This is a genomic window from Acinetobacter seifertii (assembly GCF_016064815.1).
In the GTDB taxonomy this organism is placed as follows: domain Bacteria; phylum Pseudomonadota; class Gammaproteobacteria; order Pseudomonadales; family Moraxellaceae; genus Acinetobacter; species Acinetobacter seifertii.
Genome location: NZ_CP065820.1, coordinates 3,362,172 through 3,379,577, shown reverse-complemented (window position 1 = coordinate 3,379,577; position 17,406 = coordinate 3,362,172). Strand labels below are relative to the sequence as shown.

At 40.2% G+C, this 17,406-nt stretch carries 15 protein-coding genes and 4 tRNA genes; 17 read left to right on the top strand and 2 right to left on the bottom strand.

Annotated features, from left to right (window positions below; genetic code table 11):
* Positions 1-159 precede the first annotated feature (159 nt).
* From rpe to I8T81_RS15515, 14 genes are all read left to right on the top strand, one after another.
* Entirely contained in the window at positions 160-846 is a 687-nt protein-coding gene (gene rpe / locus I8T81_RS15580; protein ID WP_049066847.1) for a ribulose-phosphate 3-epimerase, read from the top strand.
* A gap of 356 nt (positions 847-1,202) precedes the next feature.
* Positions 1,203-2,024 carry a Cof-type HAD-IIB family hydrolase gene (locus I8T81_RS15575; protein WP_198071608.1) on the top strand — a complete coding sequence of 274 codons (822 nt, stop codon included), beginning with the start codon at positions 1,203-1,205 and terminating at the stop codon, positions 2,022-2,024.
* 101 nt (positions 2,025-2,125) lie between these two features.
* Entirely contained in the window at positions 2,126-2,521 is a 396-nt protein-coding gene (locus tag I8T81_RS15570; RefSeq protein ID WP_025469204.1) for a hypothetical protein, read from the top strand.
* A 39-nt stretch (positions 2,522-2,560) separates the two neighbouring features.
* Positions 2,561-4,627: a multicopper oxidase domain-containing protein gene (locus I8T81_RS15565; protein WP_198071607.1), complete on the top strand. Its 2,067-nt coding sequence runs from the start codon at positions 2,561-2,563 to the stop codon at positions 4,625-4,627.
* Entirely contained in the window at positions 4,614-5,369 is a 756-nt protein-coding gene (locus I8T81_RS15560; RefSeq protein WP_198071606.1) for a copper resistance protein B, read from the top strand. The genes I8T81_RS15565 and I8T81_RS15560 overlap by 14 nt, the downstream gene beginning before the upstream one ends.
* Positions 5,370-5,397: 28 nt before the next feature.
* A complete protein-coding gene (locus I8T81_RS15555) occupies positions 5,398-6,393 on the top strand; it encodes a cation transporter (protein ID WP_191012649.1) in 996 nt (331 codons plus the stop codon).
* Between the two features lie 148 nt (positions 6,394-6,541).
* A complete protein-coding gene (locus tag I8T81_RS15550; RefSeq protein WP_002050323.1) occupies positions 6,542-6,862 on the top strand; it encodes a DMT family transporter in 321 nt (106 codons plus the stop codon).
* An 11-nt stretch (positions 6,863-6,873) separates the two neighbouring features.
* Positions 6,874-7,353 carry a methylated-DNA--[protein]-cysteine S-methyltransferase gene (locus I8T81_RS15545; protein ID WP_002050401.1) on the top strand — a complete coding sequence of 160 codons (480 nt, stop codon included), beginning with the start codon at positions 6,874-6,876 and terminating at the stop codon, positions 7,351-7,353.
* Positions 7,354-7,489: 136 nt separating this feature from the next.
* On the top strand, positions 7,490-8,710 hold the full coding sequence (gene argJ / locus I8T81_RS15540; protein ID WP_006581506.1) for a bifunctional glutamate N-acetyltransferase/amino-acid acetyltransferase ArgJ: 1,221 nt from the start codon (positions 7,490-7,492) through the stop codon (positions 8,708-8,710).
* Between the two features lie 146 nt (positions 8,711-8,856).
* Complete coding sequence (gene nadA, locus I8T81_RS15535) at positions 8,857-9,921, top strand: quinolinate synthase NadA (RefSeq protein WP_004703754.1); 1,065 nt, start codon at positions 8,857-8,859, stop codon at positions 9,919-9,921.
* Positions 9,922-10,063: 142 nt separating this feature from the next.
* A tRNA-Pro gene (locus I8T81_RS15530) sits at positions 10,064-10,140 on the top strand.
* A 56-nt stretch (positions 10,141-10,196) separates the two neighbouring features.
* Positions 10,197-10,273, top strand: a tRNA-Arg gene (locus tag I8T81_RS15525).
* A 32-nt stretch (positions 10,274-10,305) separates the two neighbouring features.
* Positions 10,306-10,381: transfer RNA gene (locus tag I8T81_RS15520), tRNA-His, on the top strand.
* Between the two features lie 4 nt (positions 10,382-10,385).
* A tRNA-Pro gene (locus tag I8T81_RS15515) sits at positions 10,386-10,462 on the top strand.
* A gap of 312 nt (positions 10,463-10,774) precedes the next feature.
* On the opposite strand, the gene add is transcribed toward I8T81_RS15515, so the two are convergent.
* Positions 10,775-11,770 (bottom strand): adenosine deaminase, encoded by a 996-nt coding sequence (add, locus tag I8T81_RS15510; RefSeq protein ID WP_198071605.1) that lies wholly within the window; start codon positions 11,768-11,770, stop codon positions 10,775-10,777.
* 400 nt (positions 11,771-12,170) lie between these two features.
* Between add and I8T81_RS15505 the strand changes: the two genes are divergently transcribed.
* Positions 12,171-13,346, top strand: a complete 1,176-nt coding sequence (locus tag I8T81_RS15505) for a zinc-binding dehydrogenase (RefSeq protein ID WP_198071604.1) — start codon at positions 12,171-12,173, stop codon at positions 13,344-13,346.
* Positions 13,347-13,433: 87 nt separating this feature from the next.
* Here the strand turns inward: I8T81_RS15505 and I8T81_RS15500 are convergent, their stop codons facing one another.
* Positions 13,434-14,381 carry a LysR substrate-binding domain-containing protein gene (locus tag I8T81_RS15500; RefSeq protein WP_198071603.1) on the bottom strand — a complete coding sequence of 316 codons (948 nt, stop codon included), beginning with the start codon at positions 14,379-14,381 and terminating at the stop codon, positions 13,434-13,436.
* Between the two features lie 246 nt (positions 14,382-14,627).
* On the opposite strand from I8T81_RS15500, the gene I8T81_RS15495 reads away from it, so the two are divergent.
* Complete coding sequence (locus I8T81_RS15495) at positions 14,628-15,848, top strand: acyl-CoA dehydrogenase (RefSeq protein ID WP_198071602.1); 1,221 nt, start codon at positions 14,628-14,630, stop codon at positions 15,846-15,848.
* Between the two features lie 223 nt (positions 15,849-16,071).
* Positions 16,072-17,394 (top strand): MFS transporter, encoded by a 1,323-nt coding sequence (locus tag I8T81_RS15490; RefSeq protein ID WP_198071601.1) that lies wholly within the window; start codon positions 16,072-16,074, stop codon positions 17,392-17,394.
* Positions 17,395-17,406: the final 12 nt, after the last annotated feature.

The window sequence follows — 17,406 nt, the reverse complement described above, 5'->3', positions numbered from 1 at the left end:
TACCTTAACAAATTCGTATGGCACTTGGCATTCTATAATAGCAACGTTACGTTGCAAGCTTGAAATGTTGTGATTTAGGCAAGGAAGAGCGGGTCAAGGAGGTTCTTTTTTGTTATAATTTTCAGCCTCTCCTTAAATTTCTAGCCAGGTCATCCACCTATGTCCAAGCCTTATTTGATTGCTCCTTCTATTTTATCTGCCGATTTTGCTCGTTTAGGCGAAGATGTAGACAAAGTGTTAGCTGCAGGTGCAGATGTAGTGCATTTTGACGTGATGGATAATCACTACGTTCCAAACTTAACTTTTGGTGCTGGTGTATGTAAGGCTCTAAAAAACTATGGTGTTAAAGCTCCAATTGATGTGCATTTAATGGTGTCTCCAGTTGACCGTATTATTGGTGATTTCCTAGAAGCTGGTGCAGATATCATTACGTTTCATCCAGAAGCATCTGACCACATTGATCGTTCATTACAACTGATTAAGTCTGGTGGTGCTAAAGCAGGTTTAGTCTTTAACCCAGCAACGCCGTTACACCATTTAGATTATGTGCTTGATAAAGTAGATCAAATTTTAATAATGAGTGTAAACCCTGGCTTTGGTGGACAAAAGTTCATTCCAATGACTTTAGAAAAATTACGTGCAGCGCGCAAAATTATCGATGCAAGTGGCCGAGATATCCGTTTAGAAGTAGATGGTGGTGTGGGCCCAGCAAATATTCGTGAAATTGCAGAAGCGGGTGCAGATATGTTTGTTGCTGGTTCAGCAATTTTTGGTCAACCAGATTATAAAGTCGTGATTGATCAAATGCGTGCAGAGCTTGCTAAAGTAGGTAGTGTAGACGCTTAAAGACAAGTGTTAGCTTATAGAGTTGGCTTGTGGATAACTTTGTTTATAACTGTATGGATAACTGTGTTGATAACCGTATGGATAAGATGTTGGTAAAATAAACAAAATTAGATCAACCGTTTATTCTCTAGACAAAAGCTATGAAAAAAGAACGTTTTGGCGTTCTTTTTTTACGCATATTGAATATTTTATTACCTGATTTTTTATTGAGCTTTACTAAAAAATAACCTGTGCAAAAAACGAGATAGAGCTGTGTAAAGCTTTTAAAACATAATAGATAGAAAACTGTAAAAGTGTCATGAAAAGTAAAGCTAAATTTGCTTTAATAAGTTTTTAGTAAGAGATCTTGATAATTAATGTCGGTAAAAATTTTAGCGGTAGATATGGATGGGACTTTTCTTAATTCTAAGAAGCAGTACAACAAAGCACGTTTTTTAAAACAGTATGAACAACTAAAACAAAATAATATTCATTTTGTAGTGGCCAGCGGTAACCAACTTGCAAAGCTTGTGACCTATTTTCCAGAAATTAATCATGAAATTGCTTTCATTGCAGAAAATGGGGCACATGTTGTAGATGCAGGGCAAGAAATTGCTTTTGCCCATTTAAGCAAAGAACAGTTTGGTAAGATTCTAAAAGCGATTGACTCTGTGTATATCTCGACTATGGTGATCTGTGGAAAACAGAGCGCTTATGTACATAGGAGTATGAATGCAGAGGACTACGCTAAAGTCGCTCGATATTTTGAGAAGCTGACAGTTATCGATGACTTTTATACGTTAGATGATCTGGTGTGTAAAATTACTTTTACTGCTCAGGAAAACGAAAGTTTTGCAATTTTTGAACATTTTCAGAAGCAAAGTTTTGTGGCAGATAAAATATTGGTTCCTGTTTCAAGTGGTTTTGGTTTTATCGATTTGATACTTCCGGACCAACATAAAGCACATGGTTTGAAGCTATTATTGCAAAAATGGCAGATTGAAGCTAATCAAGTGGTTGCGATTGGCGATAACAATAATGATATTCAGATGATTAAAGCAGTTGGTTATGGGTTTGCGGTTGAAAATGCTATTGAAGCTTTAAAAGCAGTAGCACCTTATACAACGGTAAGTAATGAACGAGAAGGTGTATTAGAAGTGATTGATTTAATTCTTCAGCATCAAGCTCCGTTTGCTTAATGACCATAAAAACAATCAATTAAAATGTAAAATTGTATCTGTTTTAAAAGTTGGTTATGCTTATATCCCATAGGTAAATGGATTGCTCAAGGCAATAAATGATGACGCTGCAACACTTACGCAAGTATGCTTGGTTTGTGTTCCTAATGACTTTGGTCATTGGGTGGAGTGGCGTGTCTGTTGCTCAGATGCCTATGCAGCATGATCTTCATACAATGCCATGCCATAGTCAACAAATGACACATCACACGATGCATGTTCAAGCTGATGATCAGGCGATATGTCATCAATCTATGGTTAAAGTTTCTCATCAACATGGTGAACACTGCCAAGACTGTAACCCAGTCCATTGCCAAATGGTGAATCTGGCTTTACAGCAAGCTGTACCAGATATTGAAACATCATTTATTCCTATTTCATCTCAATTTAGTAGTATTTATCAGGCTCAACATTTAGCCGGATACTGGCAAGAAATCTTACGTCCTCCAAAAGCTTAATCCTTTCTTACTTATTTTTTAGTTCAAAGGATTACAGCAATGTCTCATAAAACAATTAGCAGCCTCGTCGCTGTATTTGGTCTATTGGTTTCACCATGGACCCTCGCGGCAATTAAGGAATATCACCTTAATATTAATGAACAACAGGTCAATGTTACGGGTCAGCCGCTCAAGCGAATTACCGTAAATGGCAAGTTTACAGCACCACTCCTTGAGTTTGAGGAAGGAGATGAGGCTGTTATTCATGTTCATAACCAATTAAAGAATCAAGATACCTCTTTACACTGGCATGGCTTATTACTACCTGGGTTAATGGATGGTGTACCGGGTTTCAATGGTTTTAAAGGAATCGCGCCAAACAGAGATTTTGTTTACCGTTTTAAGGTGAAACAAAATGGCACATATTGGTATCACGCCCATAGTAAAGGCCAGGAGCAAGATGGTTTATATGGCCCGCTCGTGATTTATCCAAAAGGAAAAATACCCGTAGCTGCTCATGAAAAAACTGACCGTGATTATGTGGTGATGCTTTCAGATTTTCATAACTCTTCTAGCGATAGCATTATGAAGAATTTGAAGAAATCTGCTGAGTATTATCAAAACCGCCGTGAAACCGTATCTGATGTTTGGAAGCAAGTTAAAGCACAAGGCTTAAAAGCGACTTGGCAAGATCGTTCGATGTGGAATCAGATGCGGATGTTAAAAACCGATATGTCTGATGTGACGGGTTATATCTTCTTAGTTAACGGCAAGACACCAGTGCAAAACTGGACAGCTAATTTTAAAGCTGGCGATAAGGTTCGATTACGATTTATTAATGCATCGGCAATGTCATTTTTTGATGTCAGAATTCCAAATTTAAAAATGACAGTCGTGAGTGCAGATGGGCAGCCAGTTAAACCTGTTGCAATTGATGAGTTTCGTATTGGCACAGCCGAAACCTACGATGTCATTGTGGAACCTAAACAGCCAACTTATCAGATTGAAGCAGAGTCTATTGATCGTAGCGGTTTTGCTATCGGCACTTTGCATAATGAAAATACACAAGCTGTAGGACCAATTCAAATACCACAGCCGCGTCCGCGTGCTTTGTTAACCATGGACGATATGGGCATGAATCATGGTAGTGGAAGTGATGAACATGCTGGCCATCAAATGAACATGCAACATGACATGTCGGCTATGCCTGAGATAAAAAAAGAAATGAGTCAGGCTAATCATGATCACATAATGATGAAAATGAACCATGACATGAAAAATATGTCATCTGAAGAACATGATCACTCTATGATGCACATGAAGCATGATATGTCGGCCATGCCTGAAATGAAAAAAGAAGAGGGGCAGACTAATCATGATCACACAATGATGAAAATGAACCATGACATGAAAAATATGTCATCTGAAGAACATGATCACTCTATGATGCAAATGAAGCATGACATGTCAGCGATGCCTCAAATGAAACATGATATGCAGGCAATGTCGTCTAGCGAACATGACCACGCGATGATGAATATGAAGCATGAGATGCCTGAGCAATCTGAGAATAAGACTAAAAATAATGAGCCTGTTTATAGCTGGGCAAATGCTTCAACACCAGCAGGTATGAAAGCGCTGCAATATAGTGATTTGCAATCTTTAACACCTCAGCCAGACACACGTGCGCCAGAACGAGAGCTTGTTATTCGTTTAGGCGGCAACATGGAGCGTTATATCTGGACCATTAATGGCAAGAAATTTAACGAAGCTGAGCCGTTACAAGTTAAATATGGCGAGCGTATTCGCTTGAAGTTTGTAAATGACAGCATGATGGCTCATCCAATGCATTTACATGGCATGTTTATGCAACTGGAAAATGGTCAACAAGTTGAAAACTTACCAAATAAACATACCGTTATTGTTCCACCAGGAAAGACAGTTACTGCGTTATTGACAGCCGATGCTTTAGGAGAATGGGCGATTCATTGCCATCTGCTTTATCACATGAGTGCAGGGATGATGAATAAGTTGATTGTGGCTCAAGTGAATGATGGAGCAGTAGATGCATCTCAAGCACCTGTTCAATCTGAAAATGAAAAAGGAGCTAGTCATGCGCATCACTAAGTTATTTTCTCAAATGATCTGTTGCGGTGCTTTCTCTAGTGTACCGGTTCTTGTTTTGGCACAAGAACCCTTAACGCATGATCATTTACGTGAACATGGTGGACAGGTTTATCAAGCAACAAAAATTGATACTGGCTGGACTCAAAATGAAGAAGGGGAAGGACGTTTTTCGTCTGAATTAGAAAGCTGGGTAGGGACTGATGAAAACAAATTATTCATCAAAGCCCACGTTGAAAAAGCCGAGTCAGAAGATGCTAATTATGGTGGTTCAGTACTTTATAGCCGCAATGTTGCCGATTATTGGGATGTACAGGCTGGGGTAAACTACGAACGTTTACAAAGAGAAGCTGGAAATCAAGATCGCTGGGCAGGTGTAGTGGGTTTACATGGCATGGCGCCTTACTTTTTTGAAACCGATGCCTATCTTTATGCAGGTGAAGACCAGCTATGGAAGTTAAGCTTAGAGACTGAAAGAGACTTACTCTTTACTCAAAAGTTAATTGGTAAACCTTACTTAAAAGCAGATGTTGTATTACAGGATGAGTCTCGCTATGCCATTAAAACTGGTCTGTCGAGTTTACAAGCCGGTTTTCAAACCCGTTATGAAATCAATAAAAAGGTCATGCCATTTGTTGATGTCGGTTACAGTTATGAAAAAGGTTTTAAACAAACTGCTTGGCAAACAGGAACCGACTCTGAACATGGTTGGTATTATGGAGCTGGGTTAACACTTAAGTTTTAATTGCCGAACAAAAATTAAGCTTAATGACATGCCATTGGTTTATACTGATGGCATTGTTTTTTGTGTCAGTTATGGTGCAAAGATGGCTTTAGAAAAACAAGAGAATCAAATAAATGTAAATAAAAGCTGCTCAAGCTGTGGGTGCTCAAGCGTAGCAACTCAGGACTATTCTATGCCGAGTGAACCTATGGTGAATAAAATCCAATGGGTGAGTTATTACCATATTCCTCACATGGATTGCGCAGCAGAAGAGCAAATGGTGCGAATGGCTTTAGCACCTTATGCTGAACATATTCAAGAACTTGAATTTGATTTACCTACTCGTCATTTAGCGGTATATCACAGTAAAGAAGCTGAAAAAATTACCCAAAGCCTGCAACGCCTAGGTTTAGGGGCAGAGTTACAGCAAACCCAGCCTCACTATGAACCCGTTGAAAAGCCTAAAAAGGTACGTGCTAGCTCTTCAAACCATGCAGCACAAAAACAGGTTTTACAATGGTTATTACTCATTAATGCTGTGATGTTTTTCATCGAATTTATGGCGGGCATTATTGCGTCATCAACAGGATTAATTGCTGACTCACTCGATATGTTTGCCGATGCGGCAATTTATGGAATTGCTTTATTTGTGGTAGGTAAAAACCTCAATGCTCAATTAAAGGCCGCACATATTTCCGGATGGTTTCAGTTTGGCTTAGGCATGATTGTGTTAGTTGATGTACTACGTCGTTTTATATACGGCAGTGAACCTGTTTCAATTCTCATGATTTTAATTGGTGGTTTAGCGCTTGCAGCCAATGTTAGTTGTCTTTATTTAATGAGAGATCATAAGGAGAGTGGGGCACATATGAAGGCGAGTTATATATTCTCTGCCAATGATGTCATCGTAAACCTAGGTGTCATTATTGCGGGAATATTAGTTGCAATCACTGGCTCTCGTTATCCTGATTTAATTATTGGATTGATTATTGTTTTGTTTGTTTTAAATGGTGCTCGGAAAATTCTACAACTCAAAAATGAATAATATTTTCTGATAAAGGCAAGCTTGAGTTCGGGTTTGCCTTCATTTTTTATTTTAAAGTAAACTGAGTCTTCACATAAGGAGGAACGACCTCCCCCATAATGGGTAATCATGTCAGGACGACCTGACACTATAAAAATTAGTGAATGTTATGGCTTGGGCTATTTTAATTTTAGCAGGTGTATTTGAAATCATTTGGGCATATTCTATGAAAATGTCTGAAGGTTTTACACGTTTAACCCCTAGTGTTATTACCGTAGTTTTTATGATTTTGAGTGTGGTTCTGCTTTCAATATCAATGAAAACTTTACCCCTTGGTACTGCTTATACGGTTTGGACAGGCATAGGTGCAATTGGATCATTTTTAGTGGGTATATTTTTTCTCAATGAACCTATTGGTGCAATGAGAATGATTGCCGCTGTACTGATTGTATCGGGACTGGTTCTAATGAAAATTTCGTCTCCATCTTAAAAGGATAAAGTATGTTGCTGTCTTATAAGTATATCAATTCGCCTGTTGGGCAATTAAAACTAGTTGCGAATGAAAATGCTTTGGTGGCAGTACTTTGGGACAATGAAAATCCAAAACGTGTTCGACTGGCAGAGCTGGTCGAACAAGCTGAGCATCCGGTTTTATTAAAAACTGAGCAACAGTTAAAAGAATACTTTGAAGGCAAACGCCGTGAATTTACATTGCCATTAGATTTTGAAGGTACAGCATTCCAAAAACAGGTGTGGACCGCATTACTCAGCATTCCTTATGGCGAAACAAGAAGTTATAAAGAAATTGCTGTTCAAATTGGAAATGAAAAAGCAGTGCGAGCAGTAGGGGCTGCCAATGGTAAAAACCCAATTTCGATTATTGCACCTTGTCACCGAGTCATTGGCGCGGGTGGCGCTTTAGTGGGTTTTGCTGGTGGTCTTGATAAGAAAGATATTTTATTAAAATTAGAGCAAAAATAAGCTATTTTTAGCGCTCGATTTTTTCAGGCTTTTCTAATAAGCTGTCAATACTGATATTTCATATAAAGCGGGTTTTATGACCTCGCTATTTTCTGAAATATTGATCTTTTCATAACAAACTCTGGATGTTCTAAAAATGGCTGTCGGCGACGTAACAATGCCACAAATGCATGTGGTAAAAGGTGTAAAAATTGGCTCAACAGAAGCATATGTACGTTACCAAAACCGACGAGATTTAGTCATTTTTGAGTTTGCAGAAGGTTCAAATGTTGCGGGTGTATTTACTCAAAACGCCTTCTGTGCAGCACCTGTTCATGTCTCTAAAGCTCATCTTGCCGAAGGCAATCCTCGTTATTTAGTAATTAATACAGGTAATGCCAATGCAGGTACTGGACCTACAGGCTTAAAAAATGCTCAAGCTACTTGCGCGAAGTTAGCTGAGCTTGCTGGTGTGAACAGTTTTGAAGTACTTCCGTTTTCTACAGGGGTGATCGGTGAACAGCTTCCAATGGAACGTTTACTTGCTGGTCTTCAACCTGCATTAAATAGCGTACAAGATGCTGCTTGGAATGATGCAGCAACTGGCATTATGACGACAGATACAGTTCCTAAAGGTGCATCTGAACAATTTGAACTTGATGGCATTACTTATACCATGACTGGTATTAGTAAAGGTGCTGGAATGATTCGTCCAAACATGGCAACCATGTTGAGCTTTGTTGCTACAGATGCGCCTATTAGCCGCGATTTAGTCCAAAAGCTATTAAAGACAACGGTTGAGCATTCATTTAACCGTATTACCATTGATGGTGATACTTCAACAAATGACTCTTGTATTTTTGTGGCGACTGGTCAGGCTGGTGGCACTGAAATTACATCGGAAAGCGATGTGCGCTACGCAAAAGTATTAGAAGTGCTTGCTCGTGTCATGAACCGTTTAGCACAGTTAATTATACGTGATGGCGAAGGTGCGACCAAGTTCATTACTGTTGCTGTAGAGGGTGGTGGTAATACTCAAGAGTGTTGTGACATTGCGTACAGTATTGCGCATTCTCCACTTGTTAAAACCGCACTTTTCGCATCTGACCCGAACTGGGGACGTATTTTAGCGGCAATTGGCTATGCTGGAGTGAAAGACTTAGATGTGTCTAAAATTCAGGTATGGTTAGACGACGTACAAATCTGTAAAGATGGTGGTGCAGCAGAGGACTATACCGAAGAAGCTGGTGCGCGCGTTATGGCACAAACCGAAATTACCATTCGTGTTGACTTAGGTCGCGGACAAGCCAAAGACACAGTCTATACATGCGATTTATCTTACGACTATGTCAAGATTAATGCAGATTACCGTTCGTAAATATTCAGTTATAATCAAGCCTCGACAAAGAGGCTTTTTTATTAGCCCCAACTTTTGATATTAAATGATTCAATCTATTAAATCATTTAAGCAGTAACGTTATATGCGAGCAGGTATGCCAGCATAAAGGATAGAGAAGACGTTTTATGAGTGATGCGACTTTAATTGCCAACGATGCAAAAAACATTGTACAAGCGCATTTAGACCGTTTAGGTGAGCCAAAAGACAATCGCTTAAGTGAAGAAGCAAAACAACAAAAGTTTGCACAGATCGAAGCAGAGCTCAAAAAACGTGATGCTGTCCTTGTTGCTCATTACTATTGCGACCCTGAAGTACAAGAGCTTGCTGAAAAAACAGGTGGATGTGTTTCTGATTCTTTAGAAATGGCCCGTTTTGGACGCGATCATGCTGCCTCAACATTAGTCGTTGCTGGTGTTAAATTTATGGGGGAGACAGCTAAAATTCTGTCTCCTGAAAAAACAATTTTAATGCCGACACTTGAAGCAACTTGTTCACTCGACTTGGGCTGTCCAGTTGATGAGTTCACAGCATTTTGTGATCAACACCCTGACCATACTGTAGTTGTTTATGCAAACACATCGGCTGCTGTTAAAGCACGTGCAGATTGGGTCGTAACTTCAAGCTGTGCTGTCGAAATTGTTGAGCATCTAGACAGCTTAGGTGAAAAAATTATTTGGGCACCAGATCAGCATTTAGGTCGCTATATCCAAAAGAAAACCGGTGCAGATATGTTGCTTTGGGATGGTGCATGTATTGTGCATGAAGAATTCCGTGCACGTGGTATTGCCAGCATGAAAGCACTGTATCCAGACGCTGCTGTATTGGTACATCCAGAGTCGCCAGAATCAGTTGTAGAAATTGCAGATGCGGTAGGTAGTACTTCTCAACTCATTAAAGCTGCGCAGACTTTGCCAAACGAAAGACTCATTGTGGCAACAGACCGCGGTATTTTCTACAAAATGCAGCAAGCAGTACCCAATAAGATTTTAGTTGAGGCGCCAACAGCGGGTGAGGGGGCAACTTGTCGTTCATGTGCTCACTGTCCGTGGATGGCAATGAATGAACTCGATGGGATTTTAGAAGTTTTACAAAAAGGTGATCAGGAAATACACGTTGATCCAGCGCTGGCTGAACGTGCCAAAATGCCTTTAGATCGAATGTTAGCCTTTAGTGCATCGTTAAAACGTTAAAAAACCTCAAAATGCTTGTTAAATATACATTTGATAAGGATTTTTAACTTTTTTTTAGAATAGGTGTTGACGTCTGAGGGCGTCGCGCCTAGAATGCACACCGTACCGCACGATGTGCGATACAGCAAAAGCTGAGATAGATCGGAGCATAGCACAGCCTGGTAGTGCACCTGGTTTGGGACCAGGGGGTCGTAGGTTCGAATCCTACTGCTCCGACCACTTAAAATAATATTTTAAGATCGGCGAAGTATCGCATGATAAGCATCATCGGTTAAGCGCCTGTAGCTCAGTTGGATAGAGCATCCGCCTTCTAAGCGGATGGTCACAGGTTCGAATCCTGTCAGGCGCGCCACTCGGTAGCTTGGTACATAGAACTATTTGATGGTGGATGTAGCTCAGTTGGTAGAGCCCTGGATTGTGATTCCAGTTGTCGCGGGTTCGAATCCCGTCATTCACCCCAATTTCGGAGCATAGCACAGCCTGGTAGTGCACCTGGTTTGGGACCAGGGGGTCGTAGGTTCGAATCCTACTGCTCCGACCATATTTTAAAAGCGTTCAAGCTTTAAAAAAATATCCCAAATATTAAAAAGAATTTCTTCTTGTCTTAACGATAGAAGGAATTTTTTTGTTTTCTAGTTCGAAATTTTAATTCAATCGTACTCCAATATTTGAACGTGTTTATATAAGCTCTGTTCTCTGTTCTCTGTTCTCTGTTCTCTGTTCTCTGTTCTCTGTTCTCTGTTCTCTGTTCTCTGTTCTCTGTTCTCTGTTCTCTGTTCTCTGTTCTCTGTTCTCTGTTCTCTGTTCTCTGTTCTCTGTTCTCTGTTCTCTGTTCTCTGTTCTCTGTTCTCTGTTATTGATATTTCTGTCTTAACTCATCTTTTTCTTGATTTGATAGAAATGCGATTTTTAGGCCATTTTCTTGAGCTGTATAAATTTGTTCAGGCGTTAATCCTGCTAATGGGGCAGCAGTTAAATATTCATGTTGTATCTCAATACCTTCTACTGCTGGGTCATCCGTATTAATGGTGGCAAGTACACCATGTTCTAAAAAAGTCTTTAATGGGTGTTCTGCTAAAGACGGTACTGTGTTGGTTTGAATGTTTGAGGTGAGACAAGACTCAATACCAATCTCATGTTTTGTCAAATAATCTAAAAGTTTTAAATCTTGAACTGCTTTAACGCCATGTCCAATTCGTTCAGCACCTAATTCTTCAATAGCTTGCCAAATACTTTCTGGGCCGGCAGCTTCGCCTGCATGTACCGTAATATGCCAACCTGCATCACGCGCTTTTTTAAAGTGATCAATAAATAAATTGCCCGGAAAACCAAGCTCATCTCCAGCAAGATCCAACGCTTTAATATCATTTTTATGGGCAAGTAGGGCATTTAATTCTTTTTCGCAGGCTTCTTGGCCAAAAGTACGGCTCATAATGCCAATTAAATTCGCTTTTACCCCATAAGCTTGACTGCCTTCTTTGACTCCAGCAATAACTGCTTCAACAACGCCTTCAAGTGGAAGTTGATGTGTCATTCCCATATAACCTGGTGAAAAACGCAGCTCTACATAATCTAGGCCTTGTTGGGCAGCATCCTGCATGTTTTCAAATGCAATACGCTTACAGGCATCTAAACTCGCTAATACTTTTACGCCCCAATCTAGCTTAGATAAAAAACTTAATAAGTCAGGTTGGTTATCCATAACTTGTACGTGTGGTCGTAAAGATTCAATCTCGTAAGCAGGTAAATCTAAATTGTATTGTTGGCCCAATTCTAAAATGGTTTGAATGCGGATGTTGCCATCAAGGTGGCGGTGTATATCTGTAAGCGGAAGCGTTTTTGTAATCATAGACTTCTTCTTATCTGTTCGTATTAATTCATCATGCCTGTTTAAGACTGCTGATAAAAGTTTGGATTTGCTATGTTTTTGTGAAAAGCGTTGAGTTGAGTTTTTTGAACTTACTATATTTGTATAAGTTTTAATTTTGATGACATTGTTCTGGCCTAAGAAGACAACGCAGTCTGTGTAAGATACAAGCACCAAGATTTTTATTGTTTTAATTTCGCTGCGCCTGTTTTTGTTGACTCTTCAACAATAGATTGGCTGAAGAATGGTCATTGGTATTTTGCTTTTTAGTTGTAAAGATGAATAAAGGCTTGCTAAAGACCAAACTGATAAAGCGATTAATTTATCTGTAGAAATCTATTTCTGGCAAGTAAATGAAAAAGAAGAAATAGGAAGCGCTCAAATGAAGTCGGTACTTTGTCATCAAGCAAAATTACAAGTGGTAGATCAGCCGAAATTAACGCCTGCAAAAGGACAGGTGTTATTGGAAGTGGTGCGATGTGGGATCTGTGGCTCTGATTTACATATGCAGCACCACTGTGACCACATGCATGATTTGGCTGCACGTGTTGGGTTTAATGGTTTAGCGAAGTCCACAGATCCGTTTGTATTAGGACATGAATTTTGTGGCAAGGTTTTAGACTACGGTCCAAAAACACGTCATAAATTCAAAGCCGATACACTCGTTTGTGCAATGCCGCTTTTAAATGTAGATCAGCATGGGTATTTGTCTACAGGACTTTCTCCAAATGCTTCGGGCGGTTATGCCGAGCAAGTATTGGCTCAATCGAGCTTGATGTTTGAAGTACCTAATGGCTTAGATGTAGATAGTGCTGCCATGACTGAACCTATGGCGGTTGCATTGCATGCTGTTCGTCGTAGCCGTGTGAAAACTAGTGAACCTGCTATTGTAATTGGCTGTGGTCCCGTCGGGCTAGGTGTCATATTAATGCTTAAAGCAGCTGGGGTTAAAACTGTGGTTGCCAGCGACTTTTCACCAAACCGCCGTAAGCTTGCCGAGCAATGCGGTGCCGATATTGTGGTAGACCCTAAAGAGACATCGCCATTTGCCAACTGGAAAGAGTTTGGTTTGCTTGGCAATGTTTCTGATGCCATTAACATGGGTATGGGACTGTTTGATAAGTTGCAAGCAACTCGCTTACCATGGTGGCATGGATGGCGCATGATTGATAAGTTAGGGGCTCTGCCAAAGCGTCCTGTTATTTTTGAATGTGTGGGCGTACCGGGTGTTTTACAGCAAATTATTGAAGGTGCACCTTTATTTTCCCGAATTGTTGGGGTGGGCGTCTGCATGCAAAGTGACAAAATCGAACCCGCACTTGCGATTAATAAAGAGTTAGAAATTCAGTTTGTGTTGGGCTATACACCGCTTGAGTTTAGAGATGCGCTACACATGATTGCAGAAGGTAAAGTGAATTGCTCACCGCTCATTACCGGTGTTGTTGGTTTAGAAGGTGTTACCAATGCATTTGAAGCGTTACGTGACCCTGAACAGCACGCCAAAATCTTGATTGACCCTAAACGTAGAGGTTCAGATATTCAATTGATGAGTCATTAATTCAAAGTCATTTACGCTTAACTAAAAGGTTGTGATCTTATCAATCACAATCTTTTTTATGCGTATAGATCGCACAAAGTGGCTCAGCTAATTTGTATTAATCTTTAGTTGTTCTAGTTCTTGGTAAATCCATTCAACAAATTTCTGAATGGTTGGTGAGATATCTTGGCTTGAGTGAATGAGATAGTATTTTCGGCTGCCTTTTAATTTTTTATTGGAAACAATCACCAGTTCTTTTTTTTGTAGTTCAGACTCAATCAGCATTTGTGGAATTAAAGCCATTCCCATGTCATGACTGGCAGCAACCGCAAGCATTGAAAATAACTCATGGCGTTGTCCATCAAAAGGTTTCGGATGCTGCATGTGATGAGTTAGAAACCATTCTTGCCAAATGCTAGGCCGAGTGGTTTGTTGCAGTAGGGGAATTTTCAGCAGATCTTCTGGGCTTAAATCATAGGTATTTTCATTGATCATCACAGCATCTGGAAAATACTTCTCGATCAGTCTTGGTGAGCAAACAGGTACAATTTCTTCATCCATTAAATAATGTGCTTGTATACCGGGCCAGTGGTCAATTTGCTGCTGCGTACCTGCAAAAATCGCAGCGTCAAAAATATTGTCATTAAATAAAAAAGGCTTGGTACTGGTTTCTAAGTGAACTGTAATTTCAGGGTGTTTTTGATTTAAAAGATGGAGCTTGGGTAATAACCAGCGCGTCGCAAAGGTAGGAACTACACCTAATTTTAGTGTGCCACCTAAACCCTTATGGGAAATCACATCGGCCGTACATTTCTCTAAGCCTAATAAGTAGGGTTTAATGCTTTTAAAATACTGCTGACCTGCAATGGTGAGTTCAACACCATGCCGAGTACGTATAAAGAGTTCAACACCCAAGAAATCTTCTAACTGCTGAATTTGGCGAGAAACTGCACTTTGGGTAATACATAACTCTTGCGCAGCATAGGTATAGCTTAAATGTTTTGCTGCACTTTCAAAGCAAATTAGACCCTGAATGGAAGGGATGCTTCTTCGCATAAATAAAATCCTTTTATTTGTCGTCATATTTCAAAACAGCATATGACTTAAATGCAGATATCCGAGTTTAGTATAAAAGTAAGCCATTTTTAATGAAATACAACGGATTAAATATCTAAATTTAATGCGTCTTGTTTTAAATATGCGTAAGTCGCATATCTGCATGAACATTTATCGTTTGATTACTGCATTTTTCACGCATAACATCGAGTTAAATAAAGAAGATCCAATCAAGCAGAGGATGCGATGAATCACATGGTGACAACAAAAAAAGCAAAAGTTCAATTTAACTGGCAAGACCCATTTTTAATTGAGCAACAGCTTACCGAAGATGAGCGCATGATTCGTGATGCGGCTCATGCCTATTGCCAAGAACGTTTGCAACCACGTGTACTTGAACAATTCCGTCATGAAACAACAGATCCATCTATTTTCCGTGAAATGGGAGAGCTTGGCTTACTGGGTCCAACCATTCCTGAGCAATACGGCGGTGCGGGTTTGAACTATGTGAGTTATGGTTTGGTTGCGCGTGAAATTGAATATGTCGACTCGGGCTACCGCTCTATGGCGAGCGTGCAAAGCTCATTGGTGATGGTTCCGATTCATGAGTTTGGAACCGAAGAGCAAAAGCAGAAGTACTTACCTAAACTAGCTACGGGTGAATACATTGGCTGTTTTGGTTTGACTGAGCCTGATCATGGCTCAGACCCGGGCAGTATGATTACTCGTGCTAAGAAAGTTGAAGGTGGTTACCGTTTAACTGGCGCAAAAATGTGGATTACCAACAGCCCAATTGCAGATGTATTTGTCGTCTGGGCAAAAGAAGTTTCTGCGGAAGGCAATGTTGGTGATATTCGCGGCTTTATTTTAGAAAAGGGCTGGGAAGGTCTATCTGCACCTGCCATTCATGGTAAGGTTGGTTTACGTGCATCGATTACAGGTGAAATCGTGATGGATAACGTATTTGTACCTGAAGAGAATGCGTTCCCTGAAATTCGAGGTTTAAAAGGCCCATTTACCTGTCTAAATAGCGCCCGTTATGGTATTGCATGGGGCGCAATGGGTGCTGCCGAGTTCTGCTGGCATACTGCACATCAATACACCATGGACCGCAAACAATTTGGTCGTCCGTTGGCTGCAAATCAGTTGATTCAAAAGAAACTGGCAGATATGCAAACTGAAATTGCATTGGGTTTGCAAGTAGCGTTACGTTTTGGCCGCATGAAAGATGAAGGCATTGCATCAGTTGAAGGCACATCCCTAATTAAGCGTAACAACTGTGGGAAAGCACTTGATATTGCTCGTATGGCACGTGACATGATGGGTGGAAACGGTATTAGTGACGAGTTTGGCGTAGCACGTCATTTGGTTAACCTTGAAGTCGTAAATACCTATGAAGGCACACATGACGTCCATGCCTTGATTTTAGGTCGTGCGCAAACAGGCATCGCGGCATTTAGCAACTAATTCATTTTTTAAAAAATAGAGGTGTTCTTTCGAGAGCACCTTTAGGGATTTTTACGCAAAAATTTATGGATAATGACAAGATTCATCGTAAGGATACTCATGTAAAGATACGCCTCTGTGTACTTAAAACCAAATGTAAGATGATGAAAATATAGAAGATTAAGTTATACAGAAAACATAAGTAGGCTGCCGATGACTCATTTGGGAAAATGAGGAACTAAAGATGAACAATGACGTTCAAGTAATATCGAAAGAATTAAGAAATACATTTCCAAGTAACCTTGGAACATATGAAAAGATTGGCCCTCATACATGGAAATGGGCGTTGTTATTTGCCTATTTTGCGATGGTAGTCGATGGCATTGATATTATGCTGCTGTCTTATAGCTTGACCAGTTTAAAGGCAGAGTTTGGTTTAAGTACCTTTCAAGCAGGTGCATTAGGCAGTGCTTCTTTGGCAGGTATGGGTATTGGCGGTATTTTGGGTGGCTGGGCATGTGACAAGTTTGGTCGTGTAAGAACCATTGCCAACTCTGTGACTTTCTTTTCTGTAGCGACCTGTTTACTTGGCTTTACGCAGAGCTTCGAGCAATTTATGGCTTTACGTTTTATTGGTGCTTTGGGAATTGGAGCACTTTATATGGCTTGTAATACCTTAATGGCTGAATATGTGCCAACCACTTACCGCACAACGGTCTTGGGCACATTACAGACGGGTCAGACCGTAGGTTATATTGCTGCAACTTTATTAGCTGGCGCAATTATTCCAGATCATGGCTGGCGCGTTTTATTCTTCCTGACCGTAGTACCTGCTTTCGTTAATATTTTCCTACAACGATTTGTACCAGAACCAAAATCTTGGCAGCTCACTAAAATTGAAAGCTTGCAAGGCAACAGACAACCTAAAGAAAGAGTGGTGGCTGAAAAGCCAAAAAGTAGCAGTATCTACAAACAAATCTTTAATAACTTTAAGCACCGTAAAATGTTTTTGTTGTGGATGACCACAGCATTCTTCTTACAGTTTGGTTATTACGGCATTAACAACTGGATGCCAAGTTATTTAGAAACAGAAGTGCATATGAACTTTAAAAACTTAACCAGTTATATGGTGGGTTCATATACCGCAATGATTCTAGGCAAAATTTTAGCAGGTTATCTTGCAGACAAATTTAACCGCCGTGCTGTTTTTGTGTTTGGCACAATAGCCAGCGCCGTGTTTTTGCCAATCATTATTTTCTTTAACACCCCTGACAATATTTTGTATTTATTGATCACTTTTGGCTTCTTATATGGCATTCCATATGGTGTAAACGCGACCTATATGGCTGAAAGTTTTTCAACCGACGTGCGCGGTACAGCCATTGGCGGTGCTTATAACATTGGTCGTGTCGGGGCCGCGATTGCACCGGCCACGATTGGTTTCTTGGCATCGGGTGGAACTTTTGCGATGGCCTTTATTGTGATGGGCGCTGCGTATTTTGTTGCGGGTGTATTGCCGGGCTTATTTATTAAAGATCGTCAGTACGATCCGCAAAAACAATCATAAACAATGACAGGG

Bases quoted from the DNA above. Each gene is read 5' to 3' on its own strand.
- rpe (WP_049066847.1), top strand. From the start codon at position 160: ATGTCCAAGCCTTATTTGATTGCTCCTTCTATTTTATCTGCCGATTTT.
- I8T81_RS15575 (WP_198071608.1), top strand. From the start codon at position 1,203: ATGTCGGTAAAAATTTTAGCGGTAGATATGGATGGGACTTTTCTTAAT.
- I8T81_RS15570 (WP_025469204.1), top strand. From the start codon at position 2,126: ATGACGCTGCAACACTTACGCAAGTATGCTTGGTTTGTGTTCCTAATG.
- I8T81_RS15565 (WP_198071607.1), top strand. From the start codon at position 2,561: ATGTCTCATAAAACAATTAGCAGCCTCGTCGCTGTATTTGGTCTATTG.
- I8T81_RS15560 (WP_198071606.1), top strand. From the start codon at position 4,614: ATGCGCATCACTAAGTTATTTTCTCAAATGATCTGTTGCGGTGCTTTC.
- I8T81_RS15555 (WP_191012649.1), top strand. From the start codon at position 5,398: ATGCCATTGGTTTATACTGATGGCATTGTTTTTTGTGTCAGTTATGGT.
- I8T81_RS15550 (WP_002050323.1), top strand. From the start codon at position 6,542: ATGGCTTGGGCTATTTTAATTTTAGCAGGTGTATTTGAAATCATTTGG.
- I8T81_RS15545 (WP_002050401.1), top strand. From the start codon at position 6,874: ATGTTGCTGTCTTATAAGTATATCAATTCGCCTGTTGGGCAATTAAAA.
- argJ (WP_006581506.1), top strand. From the start codon at position 7,490: ATGGCTGTCGGCGACGTAACAATGCCACAAATGCATGTGGTAAAAGGT.
- nadA (WP_004703754.1), top strand. From the start codon at position 8,857: ATGAGTGATGCGACTTTAATTGCCAACGATGCAAAAAACATTGTACAA.
- add (WP_198071605.1), bottom strand. From the start codon at position 11,770: ATGATTACAAAAACGCTTCCGCTTACAGATATACACCGCCACCTTGAT.
- I8T81_RS15505 (WP_198071604.1), top strand. From the start codon at position 12,171: ATGAAGTCGGTACTTTGTCATCAAGCAAAATTACAAGTGGTAGATCAG.
- I8T81_RS15500 (WP_198071603.1), bottom strand. From the start codon at position 14,381: ATGCGAAGAAGCATCCCTTCCATTCAGGGTCTAATTTGCTTTGAAAGT.
- I8T81_RS15495 (WP_198071602.1), top strand. From the start codon at position 14,628: ATGAATCACATGGTGACAACAAAAAAAGCAAAAGTTCAATTTAACTGG.
- I8T81_RS15490 (WP_198071601.1), top strand. From the start codon at position 16,072: ATGAACAATGACGTTCAAGTAATATCGAAAGAATTAAGAAATACATTT.